10 protein-coding genes are annotated in these 17106 nt (G+C 65.5%); 3 read left to right on the top strand and 7 right to left on the bottom strand.

Features of this window, described 5'->3' with window-relative positions; all coding sequences use genetic code 11:
• Positions 1 to 76 precede the first annotated feature (76 nt).
• The 6 genes from AC1RRC_RS32015 to AC1RRC_RS32040 all read right to left on the bottom strand — a co-directional run bounded on the left by AC1RRC_RS32015 (position 77) and on the right by AC1RRC_RS32040 (position 8843).
• Positions 77 to 538 carry a molybdenum cofactor biosynthesis protein MoaE gene (locus AC1RRC_RS32015; RefSeq protein ID WP_493059885.1) on the bottom strand — a complete coding sequence of 154 codons (462 nt, stop codon included), beginning with the start codon at positions 536 to 538 and terminating at the stop codon, positions 77 to 79.
• Positions 539 to 540: 2 nt separating this feature from the next.
• Complete coding sequence (locus AC1RRC_RS32020) at positions 541 to 3216, bottom strand: DUF349 domain-containing protein (RefSeq protein ID WP_493059887.1); 2676 nt, start codon at positions 3214 to 3216, stop codon at positions 541 to 543.
• An 86-nt stretch (positions 3217 to 3302) separates the two neighbouring features.
• Positions 3303 to 4016, bottom strand: a complete 714-nt coding sequence (locus AC1RRC_RS32025) for a hemerythrin domain-containing protein (protein WP_493059888.1) — start codon at positions 4014 to 4016, stop codon at positions 3303 to 3305.
• 97 nt (positions 4017 to 4113) lie between these two features.
• A complete protein-coding gene (locus AC1RRC_RS32030) occupies positions 4114 to 6513 on the bottom strand; it encodes a bifunctional acetate--CoA ligase family protein/GNAT family N-acetyltransferase (protein WP_493059890.1) in 2400 nt (799 codons plus the stop codon).
• Between the two features lie 12 nt (positions 6514 to 6525).
• A complete protein-coding gene (locus AC1RRC_RS32035) occupies positions 6526 to 7515 on the bottom strand; it encodes a DUF2804 domain-containing protein (RefSeq protein WP_493059892.1) in 990 nt (329 codons plus the stop codon).
• Positions 7512 to 8843 (bottom strand): winged helix-turn-helix domain-containing protein, encoded by a 1332-nt coding sequence (locus AC1RRC_RS32040; RefSeq protein WP_493059893.1) that lies wholly within the window; start codon positions 8841 to 8843, stop codon positions 7512 to 7514. Before AC1RRC_RS32040 ends, AC1RRC_RS32035 begins: the two co-directional genes overlap by 4 nt.
• A gap of 246 nt (positions 8844 to 9089) precedes the next feature.
• On the opposite strand from AC1RRC_RS32040, the gene AC1RRC_RS32045 reads away from it, so the two are divergent.
• The 3 genes from AC1RRC_RS32045 to AC1RRC_RS32055 all read left to right on the top strand — a co-directional run bounded on the left by AC1RRC_RS32045 (position 9090) and on the right by AC1RRC_RS32055 (position 16925).
• Positions 9090 to 11687, top strand: a complete 2598-nt coding sequence (locus tag AC1RRC_RS32045; RefSeq protein ID WP_493059894.1) for a sensor domain-containing diguanylate cyclase — start codon at positions 9090 to 9092, stop codon at positions 11685 to 11687.
• 103 nt (positions 11688 to 11790) lie between these two features.
• Positions 11791 to 13017 carry an exonuclease SbcCD subunit D C-terminal domain-containing protein gene (locus AC1RRC_RS32050; RefSeq protein ID WP_493059895.1) on the top strand — a complete coding sequence of 409 codons (1227 nt, stop codon included), beginning with the start codon at positions 11791 to 11793 and terminating at the stop codon, positions 13015 to 13017.
• A gap of 2 nt (positions 13018 to 13019) precedes the next feature.
• Positions 13020 to 16925, top strand: coding sequence for an AAA family ATPase (locus AC1RRC_RS32055; RefSeq protein ID WP_493059896.1), 3906 nt, complete (start codon positions 13020 to 13022; stop codon positions 16923 to 16925).
• Positions 16926 to 16943: 18 nt separating this feature from the next.
• On the opposite strand, the gene AC1RRC_RS32060 is transcribed toward AC1RRC_RS32055, so the two are convergent.
• Complete coding sequence (locus AC1RRC_RS32060) at positions 16944 to 17096, bottom strand: hypothetical protein (RefSeq protein ID WP_493059897.1); 153 nt, start codon at positions 17094 to 17096, stop codon at positions 16944 to 16946.
• Positions 17097 to 17106 lie beyond the last annotated feature (10 nt).

A 17106-nucleotide genomic window follows, 5' to 3' on the forward strand; every position in this document is an offset into this window, starting at 1 on the left:
GCTCCGGTGATGTTCTATTGCGAACAAAGTTGGGATGGCCTGCGGCTTTTCAAGTCACCGAGCGTCACCTAGGCCATTACGGCTGCCATTTCTTAAGGGCAGCATCGTCGCTGACGCGCGCATCGACCCAGCGCGCGCCATCCGGGGTTTGCTCTTTTTTCCAGAACGGCGCTTCGGTTTTCAGGTAGTCAATGATGAATTCGCACGCGGCAAACGCTTCGCCCCGGTGCGCGGACGTGACCGCCACCATGACAATCTGTTCCATGGGTTTCAATGGGCCGATGCGGTGGATCACCAGCGCGCCGTAGATCGGCCAGCGCTGCTGCGCCTGGCCGATGATGGCGGCGATCGACTGTTCCGTCATGCCGGGATAATGCTCGAGTTCCATTTCCGCCACCTGCGCGCCTTCATTGAGGTCGCGCACGGTGCCGACAAAACTCACGATACCGCCCACCTTGGCGTTGCCGGCGCGCAGCTGCGCCAGCTCGTAAGCCACATCGAAGTCTTCGGCCTGGACCCGGACTTGATTAAAGAACACGGTCATTTCGCATCGGCGCCGATACGGCGGAACAATTGTTCGATGCGGGACGCGGTGCGGCCATCGGCCAGCGCCGGCATCGCGCACAGTTGCAGGAATTGCGCCGCCTGCGTCATCGGTTTCTGGCCGGACTTCAGCGACGATTGCAACACTTCAACTTGCATCTTCAGGCGGTCGCGGGCGAATTCCGCGCCGCTGTCCACGCCGGCCACGATTTCCAGGCGCAAGACTTCACTCAGCAAGGTGGTGCGCGCCTGCTCCAGGCGGGCGCCGTATGCGCCGCGCTTGCCAGTCTCGCCGGAGGCCGCGATGGCGGCGGCAAAACGGCCGTGCAAGGCGCGTTCATATTCACCCGGCAAGGCGGGCAAGGCTTGCCAGCGCTGTTCCCAATCCGCGCCATCGATCGCCTCTTCCGCGATCAGCGCCGCTTCCAGCGCTTGCGTCAGGCGCAACTTGTCGCGCAGCGCATTGGCTTGCGCGGCGCCGGCGCGTTTGCGGATCGCATCGGCCTGCGCTTGCACCGTGGCCACCGCGGCTTTATAGCGGGCATCGATTCTCGCTTCGCTGGCGCGCGGCACATGGCCCGATGCGTGCCAGGCCTGGGCCGCGTCGCGCAGCGCCTTGGTGATCGCCGCGGTTTGCGCCTTGTCGTCGCCGCTGAAGGTGGCGTTTTCCAGTTGCGCGCAAATGTCTTCGCGCACGTGCAGATGGGCCTTGCGTTCGGAATCGGCGGCATGGGCCGATTCCTTGCGGGCGGCAAAGATCGCATCGCATGCGCCACGGAAACGCTGCCACAGCGCCTGCTCCTGCTTGCGCTCGAGCGGCAGGGCGCGGGCAAATTCCTGCCATTGTTCCTGCAGGTGGCGCACGGTATCGAGCGTATGGCGGTCGGTCGGCGACAGCTTTTCCGTCTCGGCAATCAATTGTTCGCGGCGCGCCACTTCCACCCGGCGCTGCTCGTCCAGCGGGCCGGTCATCATGGCCATGGCTTTATCAAAGGCCGTGTCGAGCTTTTTCTTGTCCTTGCGGTCGATCGCGCCCAAACGGCCCCAGGCCTGGCGCAGCCGCTGCGCGGCGGCGGCCAGCGCCTTGAAATTCGGTTCCTCGCCAGCCAGTTCCCGCGCCATTTTTTCCACTTCGGAAATCATGGCTTCGGCCTTGGCGGCGTTAGTGTGGCGTTCGTCCGCCAGGTGCCGGAAGTGTGCCGCGGCGGGCGCATAGGCGGCCGTGCAAGCCGCGTCGAAACGCTCCCACAGCGATTTCGGTGCGGCGCCGGAAACGCCGTCCAGCGCTTTCCAGCGCTCGCGCATGCTGCCGACTTTCTTGGCCAGTTCCGGCATCGACAATTTTTGCGCCGGCAATTCCTCGACGGCTTTCACCAACTCTTCGCGCGACACATTGCCGCCCCAGCGCGCCCAGTCGCCCAGGCGCTTCAACTCGGCGCGCACGTGCGCCAGGCGGTCGGCCTGCGCCGGCGACAGGCGGCCGGTCTTGGTTTCCTTCAACAGCTTGTCCTGGTCGGCCGCGATATGCAACTGCCCCTGGTCCAGCGCCGCTTCCATCTGGTCCACGATGGACATGAAGTGGCGATTGGCTTCGCGGTTGGCTTCCTGCGCTTCCTTCGATTCCTTGCGCGCTTCCGGCTTCGCGGCATGTTCCTTGTGATGATGCGGATCGGACGGGTCCTTATGCTCCTTATGCTCCTGAGGATCCCTGTGCACTTTCGGCGCCTTCTGCGCCTGCGCCTCTTCCCTGGCGCGCACCGGCGCCGGCACGCTGGCCAGCACCGCATCGAATTCTTGCTGCAACGCCGCCGCCACGGCCGCATCGGCAACTTTCGGCAACGCTTGCCAGCTGCGTTTCAATTCATCGGCCTGTAACGTGGCCGCGTCCTGCGCCTGCCAGCCGGCCAATGCGGCGCGGCGCGCGCTGACGCTTTCCTGGCCGGCGCGGGCGCTGGCCAGGGCGGCGTCGATATCGGCCAGCAAATGGCGCGGCAGCGATTCCTTTTCCGGCGACGCCGCACGCACCGCGTGTTCAGCGGCCAGCGTGTCGAGCAGCGCGGCGACCGCGTCGGCGCTGGCGCCGTCGGGCAATTGGCCGGACGCGATGCGGCGTACGGCCGCCAAGGCGTCGAGCGCGGCGCGCTGCAGCGCCATTTGATCTTCCAGGCGCTTGGCCAGGGTGGCGCGCACGGCGCCGAATTCTTCGGCCAATGCCGGACCGGCCGCAATGACTTTCCACAGGCGGTCCAGTTCGGCTACCTGGTTGGGATTGAGCTTGTCATCCTGCGCCAGCTTGCGGGCCGATGCGATGGCCGCTTCCGCTTGCCGCTGCTCGGATTGCTGGTGACGCAGGGCGTCGAGGCGGCCTTGCATGAGTTTGGCGACGCGGCGGTCGGTATTGCGCATCGCCTGCTGGATTTGTTCCAGCGCCGCCTGGTTGTGCACGTGCTCGGCGGCGGCCAGGCGCACATCGGCGAATTCGCTTTGCAGGATCAGTTCGACGGCAGCCGCTTCATCGCTCTCCAGCGCCTTGGCCCGTTCCAGCTGGGCAGCGCGGCGGGCGGCAGTCTGCTCAGCATTGGCGGCCGCTGCAGCGGATGCCGCAGCCTGTTCCGGATTAGCCTGCTGATCGGACGACTTGTCGCCTGGGCGTTTGAAGAGGAATTCGAACATAATGGGCTACCGGGTGATCAAAACCACCATGATAGCAAAGTAAAGCATTTTGCTTCGGCGGCCCGCCCGGATTTGCCCCATATGTTTTAATCCATCATGGCGCGGCGGCCGTTGGCACGCCGTTGATATTGCAACTCAGAAACCGGAATATTGGTTTCCAGCTCGTCGTCCGGCACCTCGACCGGCAAGGCCGCCAGGGCCGGCACCAGGTCGATGACATTGTCGTCCGGCTCGGCCAGCAGCAACTGCTGGGCCGATGCGACCGGCGCGGCCAGGGCGCCACGGCAGCGGCGCGCTTCCGCCACGTGGGCATCGTGCAACAGGAACTGGTTGGCAATCGCAAACCACGCTTCGCCGCCAATCGCGGTGCGGGCCACGTTGAACAATTCTTTTTCTTCCTTGTCCAGCCGGTTCAGCATGGAATCGCAGAAGTTATCGATCCGCTCGGCGATTTCTTCGCCACACGCTTCATTGTCCTGCTGCGATTTCGCCACCTGCTCCTGCAGCGACCGGATCACGTTGAGCGCCGAATCGTTCAGGCGGCCCAATTCTTCCAGCAACTGATCGGCTTGCTGGGTGGCCTGGCGGATGGCGGGGATCAAATACATTTCGATCTTGCGCCAATGACAGGCCTGGTACAGACGGTTCAGCGACTCACAGGCAAACTCGAGCTGGTTGAGCGACATGCCATGCTGGCGCAGCAACGTCGCTTGCACATATTTTTGAAACGATTGCAGGCTGATGCGGATATTAGCTTGCTCAACAGATAGAGCAACCAAGGTGTAAGTGGCCGTTAACATCTTTACTCCAAGCAAGGTTCACTCAATTAAGCGAGAGGCGGAAGTAAGAGTGTAAAGATTTACGACTGCTGAAACCTTGACATTCAACAAACCAATGTCAAGGATCTTGCAAATTGATCCGAAGATCGGCCATCCCCGGTTCCAGCGAGGGACTGACAGTGCCGCCGAAGCGGCGCACCAGTTGCTGGATACCGTTATTTTCAGATAATGCTTCACCGACCAATTCCGTGGTGCCCCGGCCTCGGAAATAGTCGATCAGCTTCTGAAACAGGATAGCGCCTAGACCCATTCCCTTCAAGTCAGATCGTACCAAAATGGCAAATTCCGCCTTCCGGTTGTCCGGATCTGCAACAGCCCGCACCACGCCCAGGGTTTCCGGGCTGCCATCCGGCCGGGTGCGCGATGCGATGAACGCCATGGCCCGGTCGTAATCGATTTGCGTCAGGCGCGCCAGCTGGTTGGGGTGCAGCTCACGGATGGGCGAGAAAAACCGCAGGCGCACGTCTTCCGGCTGCAACTGGCTGAAGAATTCGCGGTGCTGCGGCGTGTCTTCGGGCCGGATCGGCCGCAACACCAGCGGCGCGCCCTGCCAGCCGATTTCCTGCTCCAGTTCCTGCGGATAAGGCCGGATCGCCTGGGCATGGCTGGCGCGCGGCGCGCCCAGTTCCAGCGCCGCGCCGAGCGCCAGCACGCCCTGGGCATCGGCCAGCAGCGGGTCCAGGGTCAGCGACACCAGTTCCGCAGTATCGGCCACCAGGTCCGACACCTGGATCAGCGCATGGCACAGCGCATCGAGGTCGGCGGCGGGCCGCACCCGGGGACCGTGGCGCACCCCGGCCAGCGCCCGGGCCACGCGGGTGCGCTGCACCAGGTCGCGCGCCAGCACCATGTTCAATGGCGGCAAGCCGACCGCCTGCTCATCGGTCAGGCCGGACACCAGCTCGGCCGCCGCCCCGCCCCGGCCAAAGCGGATCACCGGGCCAAACATGGCATCGGTCTCGACCGTGATGGCCAGTTCATGGGCCAATGCCCGCGCCAGCCGCGCACCGGGCGCCGCGCCCGGCTCCGCCACGGCAATGCCATAGGCGCCCAGCACGGCGCAGGCATCGGCGCCGTCAAGGCGGGTGCGGCCTTCGTGCAGCGCCTGGCCGATCAGCGCATGGGCGGCTTCCCGCTCCGGCCGGCTGGCGCGCGGCAACGCGCCCGGCACCTGGTTCAGCTGGTCCTGGTTGCGGCGGTATTGCACCAGTTGCATAAAGCCGTGCACCGCCTGTTCCGGCGTGTCGTAGGTCGGCAATCCCGCTTGCGCGAATACCTGGCGCGCCGGCGCCATCGCGGCGCCGCCCAGCCAGCACGACAGCACATTCTTGCCCGAAGCCCGCACCGGCCCCACCAGCGCCTGCGCCACCGCCGCCGCGTCGGCGCCCTGCGACGGCGCAAACAGCAGCAACACGGCATCGGGCGCCGGGCCGCCCACCGACGGCGCCAGCAAGGCTTGCAAGGCGGCGGCGCAGGCATCGGCGGGCGCATCCATCGGCAACACCACCGGTTCCGCCGCCAGCCTGCCATCGGCCCGGGCCAGCGTATCGGCGGCAATCCGGGCCAGCGCCGCGCCATTGCACAGGATCGCCAGTTGTTCACCGCGCATGGGCTTGGCCCGCGCCAGCGTTTCCACCGCATCGAACAAGTCTTCGGTGGCATGCACGCGCAGCATGCCGGCGCGGCGGAACGCCGCGTCATACACGTCATCGCCGGCGCCGCCGCCGGGTTTCAGGACAATCACCGGCTTGGCGCGCGAGGCGATCCTGCCTGCCGTCATGAATTTGCGGGCGCACACCACACTGTCGAGGTACATCAGGATGGCGCCCGTTTCGTCGTCATCGGCCAGGTAATCGAGCAAGTCACCCAGATCGATATCGCCGCGCTCCCCCAGCGACACGCATTTGGAAAAACCGACATCGTGCAAATGCGCCCAGTCCAGCGCCGCCGTCATGACGGCGTCCGATTCCGACAGGAACGCGATGCGCCCGGCCGGCAGGCGCGAGGGCGCCAGGCTGGCATTCAGGCCACTGCCCGGCGCCAGCAAGCCGACCCCGCCCGGGCCCAGGATGCGCAACAAATGCGGCTTGGCGGCATCGAGCATGGCCTGGTGCAAGGTGGTGCCTTCCCAGCGGGTTTCCCGTTCCAGTCCCGGCGTCAGCACCACGGCCGCGCGGGTGCCCCGCTTGCCCAGTTGGGCGATCAAGTCATGCACGGTGGCGGGCGGCGTGCAAATGATGGCCAGGTCCGGCGCCTGCGGCAAGCGCTCCACGCTGGCGTAGCAGGGAATGCCCAGCAAACTGTCATATTTCGGGTTGACCGGCCACAGCGCACCGGCATAGCCCCCTTCCGCCATATGATTCAGCACGACCGTGCCGAGGCGTCCCGGTTGCTGCGACGCGCCGAAGACAGCCACGGATCCAGGTTCAAACAGTTTCTGAAAATTCCTGATGCTCATGACAAGCCCCCTTCACCATTTCGATGTATGGTCTTCCGTCACCCCGGCCAGATTGCTGACGACCCGCTTGGGCGCATCCACGCTGGAACGCACCCAGCCCGTGAACGTGCCGATCGGCTGCAAATATTTGCTGGCGGCGATCACCAGGTTTTTATCCTGGCGCCGCGCCCCTTCCGGCGTGAAAAACACTTCCAGCAAATCGTCTTCCGTAAAGATATGCCAGGTCGACAGCGGATCGTGGCGGTCAAAGACAAAATGCGCCGCCGCCAGCGGATGCACTTCGCCATCGAGCCACAGCGCGTTTTCATTGGCGCCGAAATAGCCTGCCTGTAAATTGAAGCCCAGGTCCAGGCTATGGGCGGAAGCCCAGCGCCACGCGGTATGACGGGCCAGCAAGCCGTTGGAATAGTCGAAACTGGCGACGCCGCCATCGAGCGGGAACTCGCCCCGCCACAAGCGCACTTCACCTGTCAAAGGCATGCCGGACGACTTTTGCGTGGCGTGCACGGAACCGCCCTCGACCGGGCCGGTCGCCAGCAGCAACGGCGCCGTTGCCGGTCCGAATTGCGCATCGATTTCCAGATAGGGCGACACCAGTTCCAGGCTGTAGCGCCCCCCGTCCAGGCGGTCGATGGCGATGCGCGTGCCTTTCGCCTGGAACGTGCTGCGCCCGCCCGCATGGTCCGCCACCCTGGCCGCGACGCCAGGCAACCCTTCCTGGGAAAAATTGGCCAGCATGTCGCCTTCCTTGCGCTCAAACGCATAGGCAAAACAAGAACTGATCCAGCCCAGATCAACGATGGCCACCGCGCAAAACACGTCATCCGTGGCCAGCGCCACATAGTGCCATTTTTTATGATGGAAACGGCGCCACAGCGCGCCGCGCGCATGGGGCGCGGCCAGTTGCTTCCAGTCAAATTGCGCGGCCTGGCCGGCAAAGCGGCCCAGCAAGGGCATGCCATCGGCGCCCACGATGGTGTGCGGTGCGTCAGGCAACATCATGGCGCCTCCTCGGCCAGACCAGCCGTACGGGCCAGCGCCGCCCGCAGCAGGCGGGCAAAGGCCGCCGATGGACCGTCCGCCAAAGCGCTGGCCGCCTCATTGGCCAGCTTGCCGGCCGACCTGCCGGCCGGTTCGCCGCCCGCGGCATCGACTGCCGCATCGATAACCACACGCACCTCTGGACAGCCATGCCAGTTGGCGCAGCGCTGCACGGCGCCCGCGATATCGCGCACAAAGCGCTCGCTGACTTTCACGCCCGCTTCCAGCGCAACGGACTTCAGTTCAAACACTTGCTCGCGCCGGTGCGCCTTGGCGTCGATCCGCCCCACCAGCGCGCCCCGCCGCAGGATCGGCAACGTGAAATAGCCATAGCGGCGTTTTTCCGCCGGCGTATAGCATTCAAGCCGGTAATCGAAGCCGAATAAATCCAGCGCGCGGCGGCGGTCCCACACCACCGGGTCGAACGGCGACAACAGCGTGGTGGCGGTGGCCGCCAGGCTGCCCGCCGCCGCGCCGGCCGCCAGGTCGGCCAGGTCCGGGTGGATATACACCGGGTCGTCCCAGCCCTGCACCCGCGCCCGCAGCAGCGCGCCTTCGGCCACCAGGGTTTCCGGGTCCAGCCGTGGTGGTTTAGTCCTGAAATAATCAGCAATCCATGACGCCCGCGCCAGGCCCAGCGACTTGACGGTTTTCAGCACGAACGTGCGGCGCACGTCGTCCATGACCGGCATGCTGCGGTCGTCCCAGCCCGGCAGCACGCGCTCGGCCAGGTCATACACGCGCTGGAAATTGTGGCGCCGCGCAATCATCAAGTGTCCCGCCGTAAACAACACTTCGAGCGAGCGTTTTTCCGGCTTCCACTGCCACCAGCCGCCGCCCTGCCCGTCGCTGCGTTCGAAGTCCGACGATTTCACCGGGCCATGGGTGCGGATATGGGCCAGCACCGCATCCACCTCGGCGCGCCGTTCGCGCATCCAGGTCTCGGAATACTTCCATCCCATGGCGGCCGGGTCCAGCATGCGGTGCCGGTACAGGCCGTAATCTTCGATCGGCACGAAGCACGCTTCATGCGCCCAGTATTCGAACAGCGCGCCTTCTTCCAGCAATTGTTCGAGCCAAGGCTGCGGGTAGTCGCCCAGCCGGCTCCACAACACTAAATAAGGGCTGCGGGCCACGACGTGGATGGTGTCGATCTGCAATACACCCATGTGCCGGATGGTGTCCAGTACATCGTTTTTTTGCGCCTTTTTTCGGCGCGGCTGCAACAATCCCTGCGCCGCCAGGTGCAGGGCGCGGGCCGCCGCCAGGGTCAGTGTCAATTCAGTCAAGCGCGCTTCCTTTTCTCCCAAGTGTCCGCGGGCTATTCTAATAAAGAAAGGTGGAATGTTTCCCCTAACATGGCACGAAGTTTTCGCTGATTTGGTACACGGAAACGAAAAATCTGCCTTGGCCAGCGTCAAAGCCGCGGGTTTGCGTGCAAAATACCAGTACGCAGCCAGCGGGCTGCACACATAAGGGGCCCTGTGATCCAGACTGACAGCCCAATCCGACGCCTGTTGCGCAAGCTGTATCGGATGATACTGCTGCCTGCGTTCGCGCTCGTGTTGCTGGTCTCGATGTGGACCGCCGTGGTGTACCAGGTCAACCAGGAATACCAAAGCGCGCGGCACGAGGCCGTGCTGCACGCCCACACCCTGGCGCGCACCCTGGCCGAACATGCCAGTCACCTGTTGCGCCAAAGCGACCACGCCACCCAGCTGTTCAAACTCAAATTCGAGGAAACCGGGGGCGCCCTGCGCCTGGCCGAATTCACCCGCAAGGGCGGCCTGCTCGATTCGCTGATGCCGTCCAAGCTGCAATTGCCGATTGCCCTGTATGGACCGGACGGCAAATTGCTCGACAGCCTGCATGGCGTGTTCCAGGACGACATCCGGGTCGAAACCGTGTACCAGGCGCTGTCCCAGTCGGCCGAAGACACTCCGCATGCGTCGAACGTGGTGGTCAATTCGCAAACCTCGAAATGGCTGATCCAGATCGCACGCCGGGTCAACGACCGCAACGGGCAGTTCGGCGGCATTATCATGCTGATGATCGACCCCGCGTATTTCGTCGAGGATTACGACCGCCTGCACGTGGAAGGCAACGGGCTGGTGATGCTGGTCAGCCGGGATTCCGCGATGGCCATTGCCCGCGTCGATGAACAGCTGTATATCTCGGACACGATCGATTTCGTCACCAATGTCGACGCCTACGGCTCGGCCGACGAGCTGGTGCTGCGCCACCCGTTCGACGGCGTGGACCGCATTTACAGTTACCGCGACATGCCGCGCTACCAGCTGACCGCTGTGGTGGGCAATACCGTCACGCACGCGATGGCGCGCTTTGAGCGGCAGCGCCGCATGTATTTCAGCGTGGCGTCGGCCGCCTCGGTGCTGGTGTTTATCTTTGCGCTGTTGCTGATGCAGCAAAGCCTGCGCCTGCGCGACAGCATGGAAGAAGCCAATGCGGCCCAGCAAAAGCTGCGCGCGGCGGCCGACGCCAGCCTCGATGCGGTGTTCCTGCTGAAAGCCTGCCGCAACCGCGAGGGAACGGTGGTGGACTTCACGCTGGCCGATGTCAATGAACGGGGCGCCGTCATGCTGGGCCACCACCACGACGACGCGGTCGGGCACCGCATCGGCGAACTGGCGCCGGCGTGGCGCAGCGAAGGGTTCATCGACAAATACCGGCAAGTGCTGGACACCGGCGTGGCGCTGGAAGAAGAAGTCGAAACGCAAAACCTGCCGGGCCAATCCACCGAATCGCGCTGGCTGCGGCACCAGATCGTCGCCATCGATGACGGCGTGGCGGTCACCACCCGCAACATCACGTCGCGCAAGCGCGACGAGCTGGCGATGCGCAAGCACCAAGCGGAATTGCAGGCCGTCAACGACGCATCGCCGCTGGGCTTGCTGCGCGCCGACGCCAACGGCCATTGCACCTACGTCAACCGCACCTTCGAAGCGATCACCGGCCTGACCCGCGAACAGGCGCTGGGCGACCAGTGGATGGCCGCCGTGCACCCGAACGACCGCATGGTATTGACGGAAGCGCTGGCGCATTTGCGCGATACGCTGAAACCGTTCCAGGACACGTTGCGCTGCGTGCATCCGGACGGCCAGATTGTCTGGACCTCGATGAAAGTGGCGCCCATCATCGTTGATGGCCGGATCGAGGGCTTTGTCAGCACCGTGGACGACATCACCTTGATGCGCAAGTCCGTGATGGCGCTGCGCGAAAGCGAAGCACGCCTGCGCACCATTGCCGATACCTTGCCGGCCATGATCGCCTACATCGACTTCGACGAGGTCTACCGCTTCAACAATATCGCCTATGAGCGGGAATTTTCGCGCAGCGGCATGGACGTGATGGGCAAGACCGTGCGCGAAACCGTGGGCGAGCCGCGCTACGCGTTCCTGGAACCCTACATCCGCCGGGTGCTGGCCGGCGAACCGCTGGCGTTCGAGGAAGACGACGACAGCACCGGCATCGTGCGCACCTTCGAAGTCAACTACATCCCGCAATTCGACGAGGAAGGCGCCGCGGTGGTGGGCTTCCACGTGATGCGCCAGGACATCACGGCGCAAAAGCGCGAACAGCAGCGCTTGCTGAAACTGTCGCAAGTCGATGCGCTGACGGGGCTGACCAACCGCGCCGGCTTCCAGCAAAAACTGGCCGACACCATGCAGTATTGCCGCGACAATGGCGCCATGATGGCGGTTATGTATATGGACATCGACCGCTTCAAGCCGGTCAACGATACCTATGGCCACAGCGTCGGCGATGCGCTGCTGAAAGCCTTCTCGGGACGGCTGGCGCATGCGATGCGCGCCACCGACACCATTGCCCGCCTCGGCGGCGACGAATTCACCATCATCATGGAGCGCATCAGCAAGCGCGAAGACGCCGATGCGGCGGCCGCCAAGATCGTCACCGCGATGCAGGCGCCGTTCGTGCTCGACACCATCACCGTGCACGTGTCGACCAGTATCGGCCTGACCTGGTACAGGGGCGAAGACGTCAGCCCGGCGGAATTGCTGAACCGGGCCGACATGCTGCTGTACCAAGCCAAGCAGGCCGGCCGCAACACGTTCCGCTCCGGCGCGCTGATTCCGGACCTCGACGCGGCCTGACGGCCGGTCCACGCAAATCATTGTGTAATATCGACTATCCCATGCCCGCTCCGCGCGGATTGCAGTATATTGTGCGCTTTTCCGCAAGTTTGACCGGCTATCCATGCGCCTGCTGCACACTTCCGACTGGCATCTGGGCCAGTCGCTGCACAATTACGACCGCCACTACGAGCACCAGTGCTTCCTCGACTGGCTACTCGACACCATCGTGGCCGAACAGGCCGACGCCCTGCTGGTGTGCGGCGATGTGTTCGACAACGCCAATCCATCGGCGGCCTCGCAGCGCCAGCTGTACCGTTTCCTGCGCCAGGTAAAACAGCGCGCGCCGCAACTCGATGTGATCGTCATTGCCGGCAACCACGATTCGCCCGGCCGCCTCGATGCGCCGGGACCGCTGCTGGAAGAACAGGGCACGCGCGTGGTGGGCAATGTGCCGCGCCACGGCGACGGCGCGATCGATGTGGAACAGCTGGTGCTGCCGTTGACGGGCAGCGACGGCAACGTGGCAGCATGGTGCATCGCGATGCCATTCCTGCGCCCGGCCGACGTGCCGCGCATCGGACCGGACGACGGCGATCCCTACCTGGGCGGCATCGCCCTGCTGTACCAGCAGGCGCTGGCCGTGGCGCTTGGGCGCCGCCAGCCGGGGCAAAGCATCGTCGCCATGGGCCACTGCCACATGGTGGGCGGTGAAATGTCGAATGAATCGGAACGCCGCATCGTCATCGGCGGCACGGAAATGCTGCCGTCCGGGATTTTTGGTCCGGACATCGCGTATGCCGCGCTGGGCCATTTGCACCTGGCGCAGGCGGTCGGCAAGCAGCCGCACATCCGCTACAGCGGCAGCCCGCTGCCGCTGTCGTTCTCGGAAGTGCATTACCAGCACCAGGTGCTGCGCATCGATTTGCGCGACGGGCAAGCGGCGGACATTGTCCCGCTGGCGGTGCCGCGCGCGGTGGACATGCTGCGCCTGCCGGAAAAACCGGCGCCCCTGGAACAGGTGCTGGAACACCTGGCCGCGCTGGCGCCGCCGGACGCGCCGTTCGAGGCGCGGCCCTTTGTGGAAGTGCGGGTCTTGCTGGACCAGCCGCAGCCGGGAATGCGGGCAAAAATCGAAACGGCGCTCGAGGGCAAGGCGGTGCGCCTGGCGCGCATCGACACGTCCGCCGTGCGCCGCGCGCCATCGCTGGAAGAAGTCACGGAGTCGCTGGAACAGCTCGACAAACTGCAGCCGGACGACATTTTTAAACGCCTGTACCGGCAGCGTTATGACGCCGAGGCGCCGGCCGAACAGCTGGCCGCGCTGGCCGAATTGATGGCGGGGAGTTAAGCATGCGGATCCTGCGTATCGGCGGTAAAAACCTGGCGTCGCTGGCCAATGAATTTTCCGTGGACTTTGAACAGGAACCGCTGGCTTCCAGCGGCCTGTTCGCCATCAGCGGCCCGACCGGCGCCGGCAAGTCGACCCTGCTCGACTCGCTGTGCCTGGCCCTGTATGACGCCACCCCGCGTCTGTTAAAAGCCATGCGCGGCAGCATGGTGCCCGATGTGGGCGCCGAAACCGTGTCGACCCAGGACACCCGCAACCTGTTGCGGCGCGGCGCCAGCGAAGGCTATGCGGAAGTCGATTTCGTCGGCAGCGACCAGGCCCGCTACCGCGCGCGCTGGGCCGTGCGCCGTTCGCGCAACCGCGCCGAAGGCGCCCTGCAGCCGACCACCATGGCGCTGCACACCTTGCCGGAACTGGTCCCGGTCGGCAATACCAAGACCGAAGTCAAGGCGGAAATCGAAAAGCGCATCGGCCTGTCGTTCGAACAGTTCACGCGCGCCGTGCTGCTGGCGCAAAACGAATTCGCCACCTTCCTGAAGGCCGATGACAACGAGCGCGGCGAATTGCTGGAAACCCTGACCGGCAGCGCGCTGTACAGCGACATTTCCATGCGCGCCTTCGAGCGCGCCAAGCAGGAAACCGCCGCGCTGCAAAAACTCACGTCGCGGCTGGCCGATCAAAAACCGCTGAGCGGCGAAGAACGCGCGGCCCTGCTGGCGCGGCGCGACCAGTCGGAGCAGGCGCTGACCGGACTCGATACCCGCAAGGAAGGCCTGGAACAGCGCCAGCGCTGGTTCGAGCAGGCGGCGCGCTTGCACGCGTCCGAGCAGCAGGCGGAGCAGCTTTTGCAACAGCGCCAGCACGATGTCGCCCTGGCGAAGCCGCGCCGCGATGCCCTGGCGAAGCTCGACGCGGTGCAGGCGGCGCGCCCGCTGGCGATTGACATCGCCCGCATCGAAGCCGATATCGCCACCGCGCAGGCGGCGCAGTCGGCCGGTGCGCAAACCATGGAACAGGCGCTGGCCGGCCACCGGCAAGCAATCACCGCGCAACAGCAGGCCGAAGCCGCGCTGGCGCAGGCCGAACACGCCCAGCGCACGGCGGGCCCGCAGCTGGACCAGGCGCGCGCGCTCGACGCCCGCATCGAAGCGCTGCTGCCGGCCCACAAGCAGGCGTCGGCGCTGCTCGAGACGGCGGAGAAAGCCGATACCCAGGCCAAAGCCGCGCTGCAAGCCAAGCAAAGCGAACGGCGCCAGCTGCAAGCGGCGCAACAGCATGGCCTGGACTGGCTGGCGCGGCACGCGCCCTGGCAGCCGCTGGCCGAACGCTGGGAAAAGTGGGACATCTTGTTTGCGCAGGCGGGCCATGCGCAAACCCAGGCGATTAAACATGCGCAGGCGCTGGCCGCGATCCAGCACAACGGCGCGCGTCACCGCGAAGACGACGCCCGTGGCAAAGCCGCGCTGGCGGCCTCCATCGAAAAGCTCGACGCCGCGCAGGAACAGCGCCGCCAGGCCGATGCCGCGCTGGCCGGGTTTGATGCGGAATCGCTGCAAGCCCACCGCCGCACCCTGGAAGCGCGGCGCGACCAGCTGGCCGGCGCCGACAAGCTGTGGAGCGAGTTGCAGGGCAAGGCCGAGCGCAATGCGCAACTGGACAGCCAGGCCGCCACCCTGCACGCCAGCCGCGCCACGGCGGAAACCGCGCTGTCCGCCGCGCAGCATGGCTATGCCGTCATCATGGCGGAATTCGGCGCGGCGGAAAAAGCGCTGAAACTGGCGCAAGCCGCGTGCGGCGACAGCGTGGAAAAACTGCGCGCCACCCTCGAAGACGAAACCCCCTGCCCGGTCTGCGGCGCGCACGAACACCCGTACCGCCACGACGACGGCGCACTGGCATCGATGCTGCACACCTTGCAGGCCGACGTGCTGCGCTGCCGCGACCAGCTGCAAAGAAATGTGGAACTGCAGGCCGCGCAACGCGCCACCGTGCAATCGTGCATTGAACGCCTGGGCGCGATCGGCATCGAACAGCAGTCATTGCAAGGCGCGCTGGCGCAATTGAGCGCCGGCTGGCTGGCGCATCCGCTGGCACACGAAGCGGCAGCGGCCGCGCCCGATGCCCTCGATCCATGGCTGGCGGGCGGCGAGACGGTCCCCGTCGCCAGTATTGACCTGGTGGGCGCCCGCGCCGCGTGGCTGTCGCAGCAATTGCAAGACCTGCGCACCGGCGTGCAGCAACTGGAACAGCAGGAGCAGGCATGGCGCCGCGCCCAGACCGCGCGCGACGCCGCCCAAAAAGGCGTCGACCTGGCCGTGGCCGAACACCAGCGCGCCCAGGCCGGCGCGACGCAAGCGGCCGCCGCATTGGCGCAGGCCATTGCCGATTACCGCGCGCTCGACGAAAAGCGCATCGAGACCGCGCAGCAGCTCGATGGCCTGCTCGATGAACTCGACAGCGCCTTCAGCGGCGGCGAAGCGCCCAACGATGAATGGAAAGACGCCTGGCGCGCCGCGCCGGATGTTTTTCATGACGCGCGCCGCGTGGAAGCAAAGCAATGGCACACGCAGCGCACCCAGGCCGACGAACGCGCCATCGCGATCGCGCAGCTCGACATCGAAGCGCAGGCGCTGGCCGATGCGCAGGCGCGCACCGGCGCCGCCGCCGGCGCCGCGCGCGAAGCCTATGCCGCCGCCGACACCGGCGTGATCGCGCTGCAGGAACAGCGCATGGCGCTGTGGGGCGGCAAGGAAGTGCGCGACGTCGAAGTGCAGTTGCAGGCGGCGATCGATGCGGCGCGCGAACGCATGGCGGCGCAACAGCAGGCCAGCGCGCAAGCGCTGCAACAGCATGCGCGTGCCGAGGAAGCGTGCGCCCAGGCCGCCGCCCGCGTGGCCGCACTGCGCGATGGCGTGCGCACTGCGGAACAACGGCTGGCGTTGTGGCTGCGCGAATTCAACCGCGAACGGCTGGGCGACGCGGCGCTCGATGCCGTGGCGCCCGCCGTGGCCGACATGTTTGGAGAAGAGTCCGGTGATGCCGCTGTCGCCGCGCATCCGGACTTGCTGACCATGGACGGCTTGCACGCGCTGCTGGCGCAAACCGACGACGAGGTGCGTGCGCAGCGCGACGCCTTGCAGGCGCTGGACCAGGCGGCCGGCAGCGCCGCCACCGTGCTGCAGGAACGCCGCTTGCAACGCGAACAGCACCTCGCCGGCGGCGACAACCAATTTACGGCGGAGACGCTGGCGCAGGCCATGCAGGAACTGGCGCTGGCGCACCGCCAGGCTGCCGACACCCTGGCGGCCGACCGCCTGGCGATTGCGCAAGATGACGACAAGCGCCAGCGCGCCGCCGCCATGATGGATGACATCGAAGCGCAGGAAGCGGTGGAACAGCGCTGGGCGCGCCTGGCGGACTTGATCGGTTCGGCCGACGGCAAGAAGTTCCGCAACTATGCGCAGCAATTCACGCTCGATGTGTTGCTGGGCTATGCCAATGCGCATCTGTCGCACCTGGCGCGGCGCTACCAGCTCGAACGCATCCCCCATCCCACCAACCCGTCGCTGGGTTTGCTGGTGCGCGACCAGGACATGGGCGGCGAATCGCGTTCCGTGCATTCGCTGTCGGGCGGCGAATCGTTCCTGGTGTCGCTGGCGCTGGCGCTGGGCCTGGCGTCACTGTCGTCCAACCGGGTGCGGGTGGAATCGCTGTTCATCGATGAAGGTTTTGGCAGCCTCGATGCGGAAACCCTGCGCGTCGCCATGGACGCGCTCGATGGCTTGCAGGCGATGGGCCGTAAAGTCGGCGTGATTTCACACGTGCAGGAAATGACGGAACGGATTTCCACGCGCATCCTGGTGCAGCCGTCCGCCGGCGGCCGCAGTACGGTATCGGTGCAAGCGTAGGACCGGATTAACGGCGCGTCAGCGGACTTTCACCTCCGGGTCCGCCTTCACCAAATCCCAGCCCAGCTCGCGGCGAATTTGCTGCGGGTCGGGTGGCGGACGCCGCTCTTCCAGCTTTTTCTGCAACCACTGGCGCACAGCTTCCTTGCTTGGTTGTTTCACATGTTCCACAGCGTCCCTC

This window comes from Pseudoduganella sp. GW821-FHT12E03 (genome assembly GCF_058807115.1).

What these genes read in the sequence shown, in the direction of transcription:
- AC1RRC_RS32020 (WP_493059887.1), bottom strand. Translation starts at nt 3,216, where the DNA reads ATGTTCGAATTCCTCTTCAAACGCCCAGGCGACAAGTCGTCCGATCAG.
- AC1RRC_RS32025 (WP_493059888.1), bottom strand. Translation starts at nt 4,016, where the DNA reads ATGTTAACGGCCACTTACACCTTGGTTGCTCTATCTGTTGAGCAAGCT.
- AC1RRC_RS32030 (WP_493059890.1), bottom strand. Translation starts at nt 6,513, where the DNA reads ATGAGCATCAGGAATTTTCAGAAACTGTTTGAACCTGGATCCGTGGCT.
- AC1RRC_RS32035 (WP_493059892.1), bottom strand. Translation starts at nt 7,515, where the DNA reads ATGATGTTGCCTGACGCACCGCACACCATCGTGGGCGCCGATGGCATG.
- AC1RRC_RS32045 (WP_493059894.1), top strand. Translation starts at nt 9,090, where the DNA reads ATGATACTGCTGCCTGCGTTCGCGCTCGTGTTGCTGGTCTCGATGTGG.
- AC1RRC_RS32050 (WP_493059895.1), top strand. Translation starts at nt 11,791, where the DNA reads ATGCGCCTGCTGCACACTTCCGACTGGCATCTGGGCCAGTCGCTGCAC.
- AC1RRC_RS32055 (WP_493059896.1), top strand. Translation starts at nt 13,020, where the DNA reads ATGCGGATCCTGCGTATCGGCGGTAAAAACCTGGCGTCGCTGGCCAAT.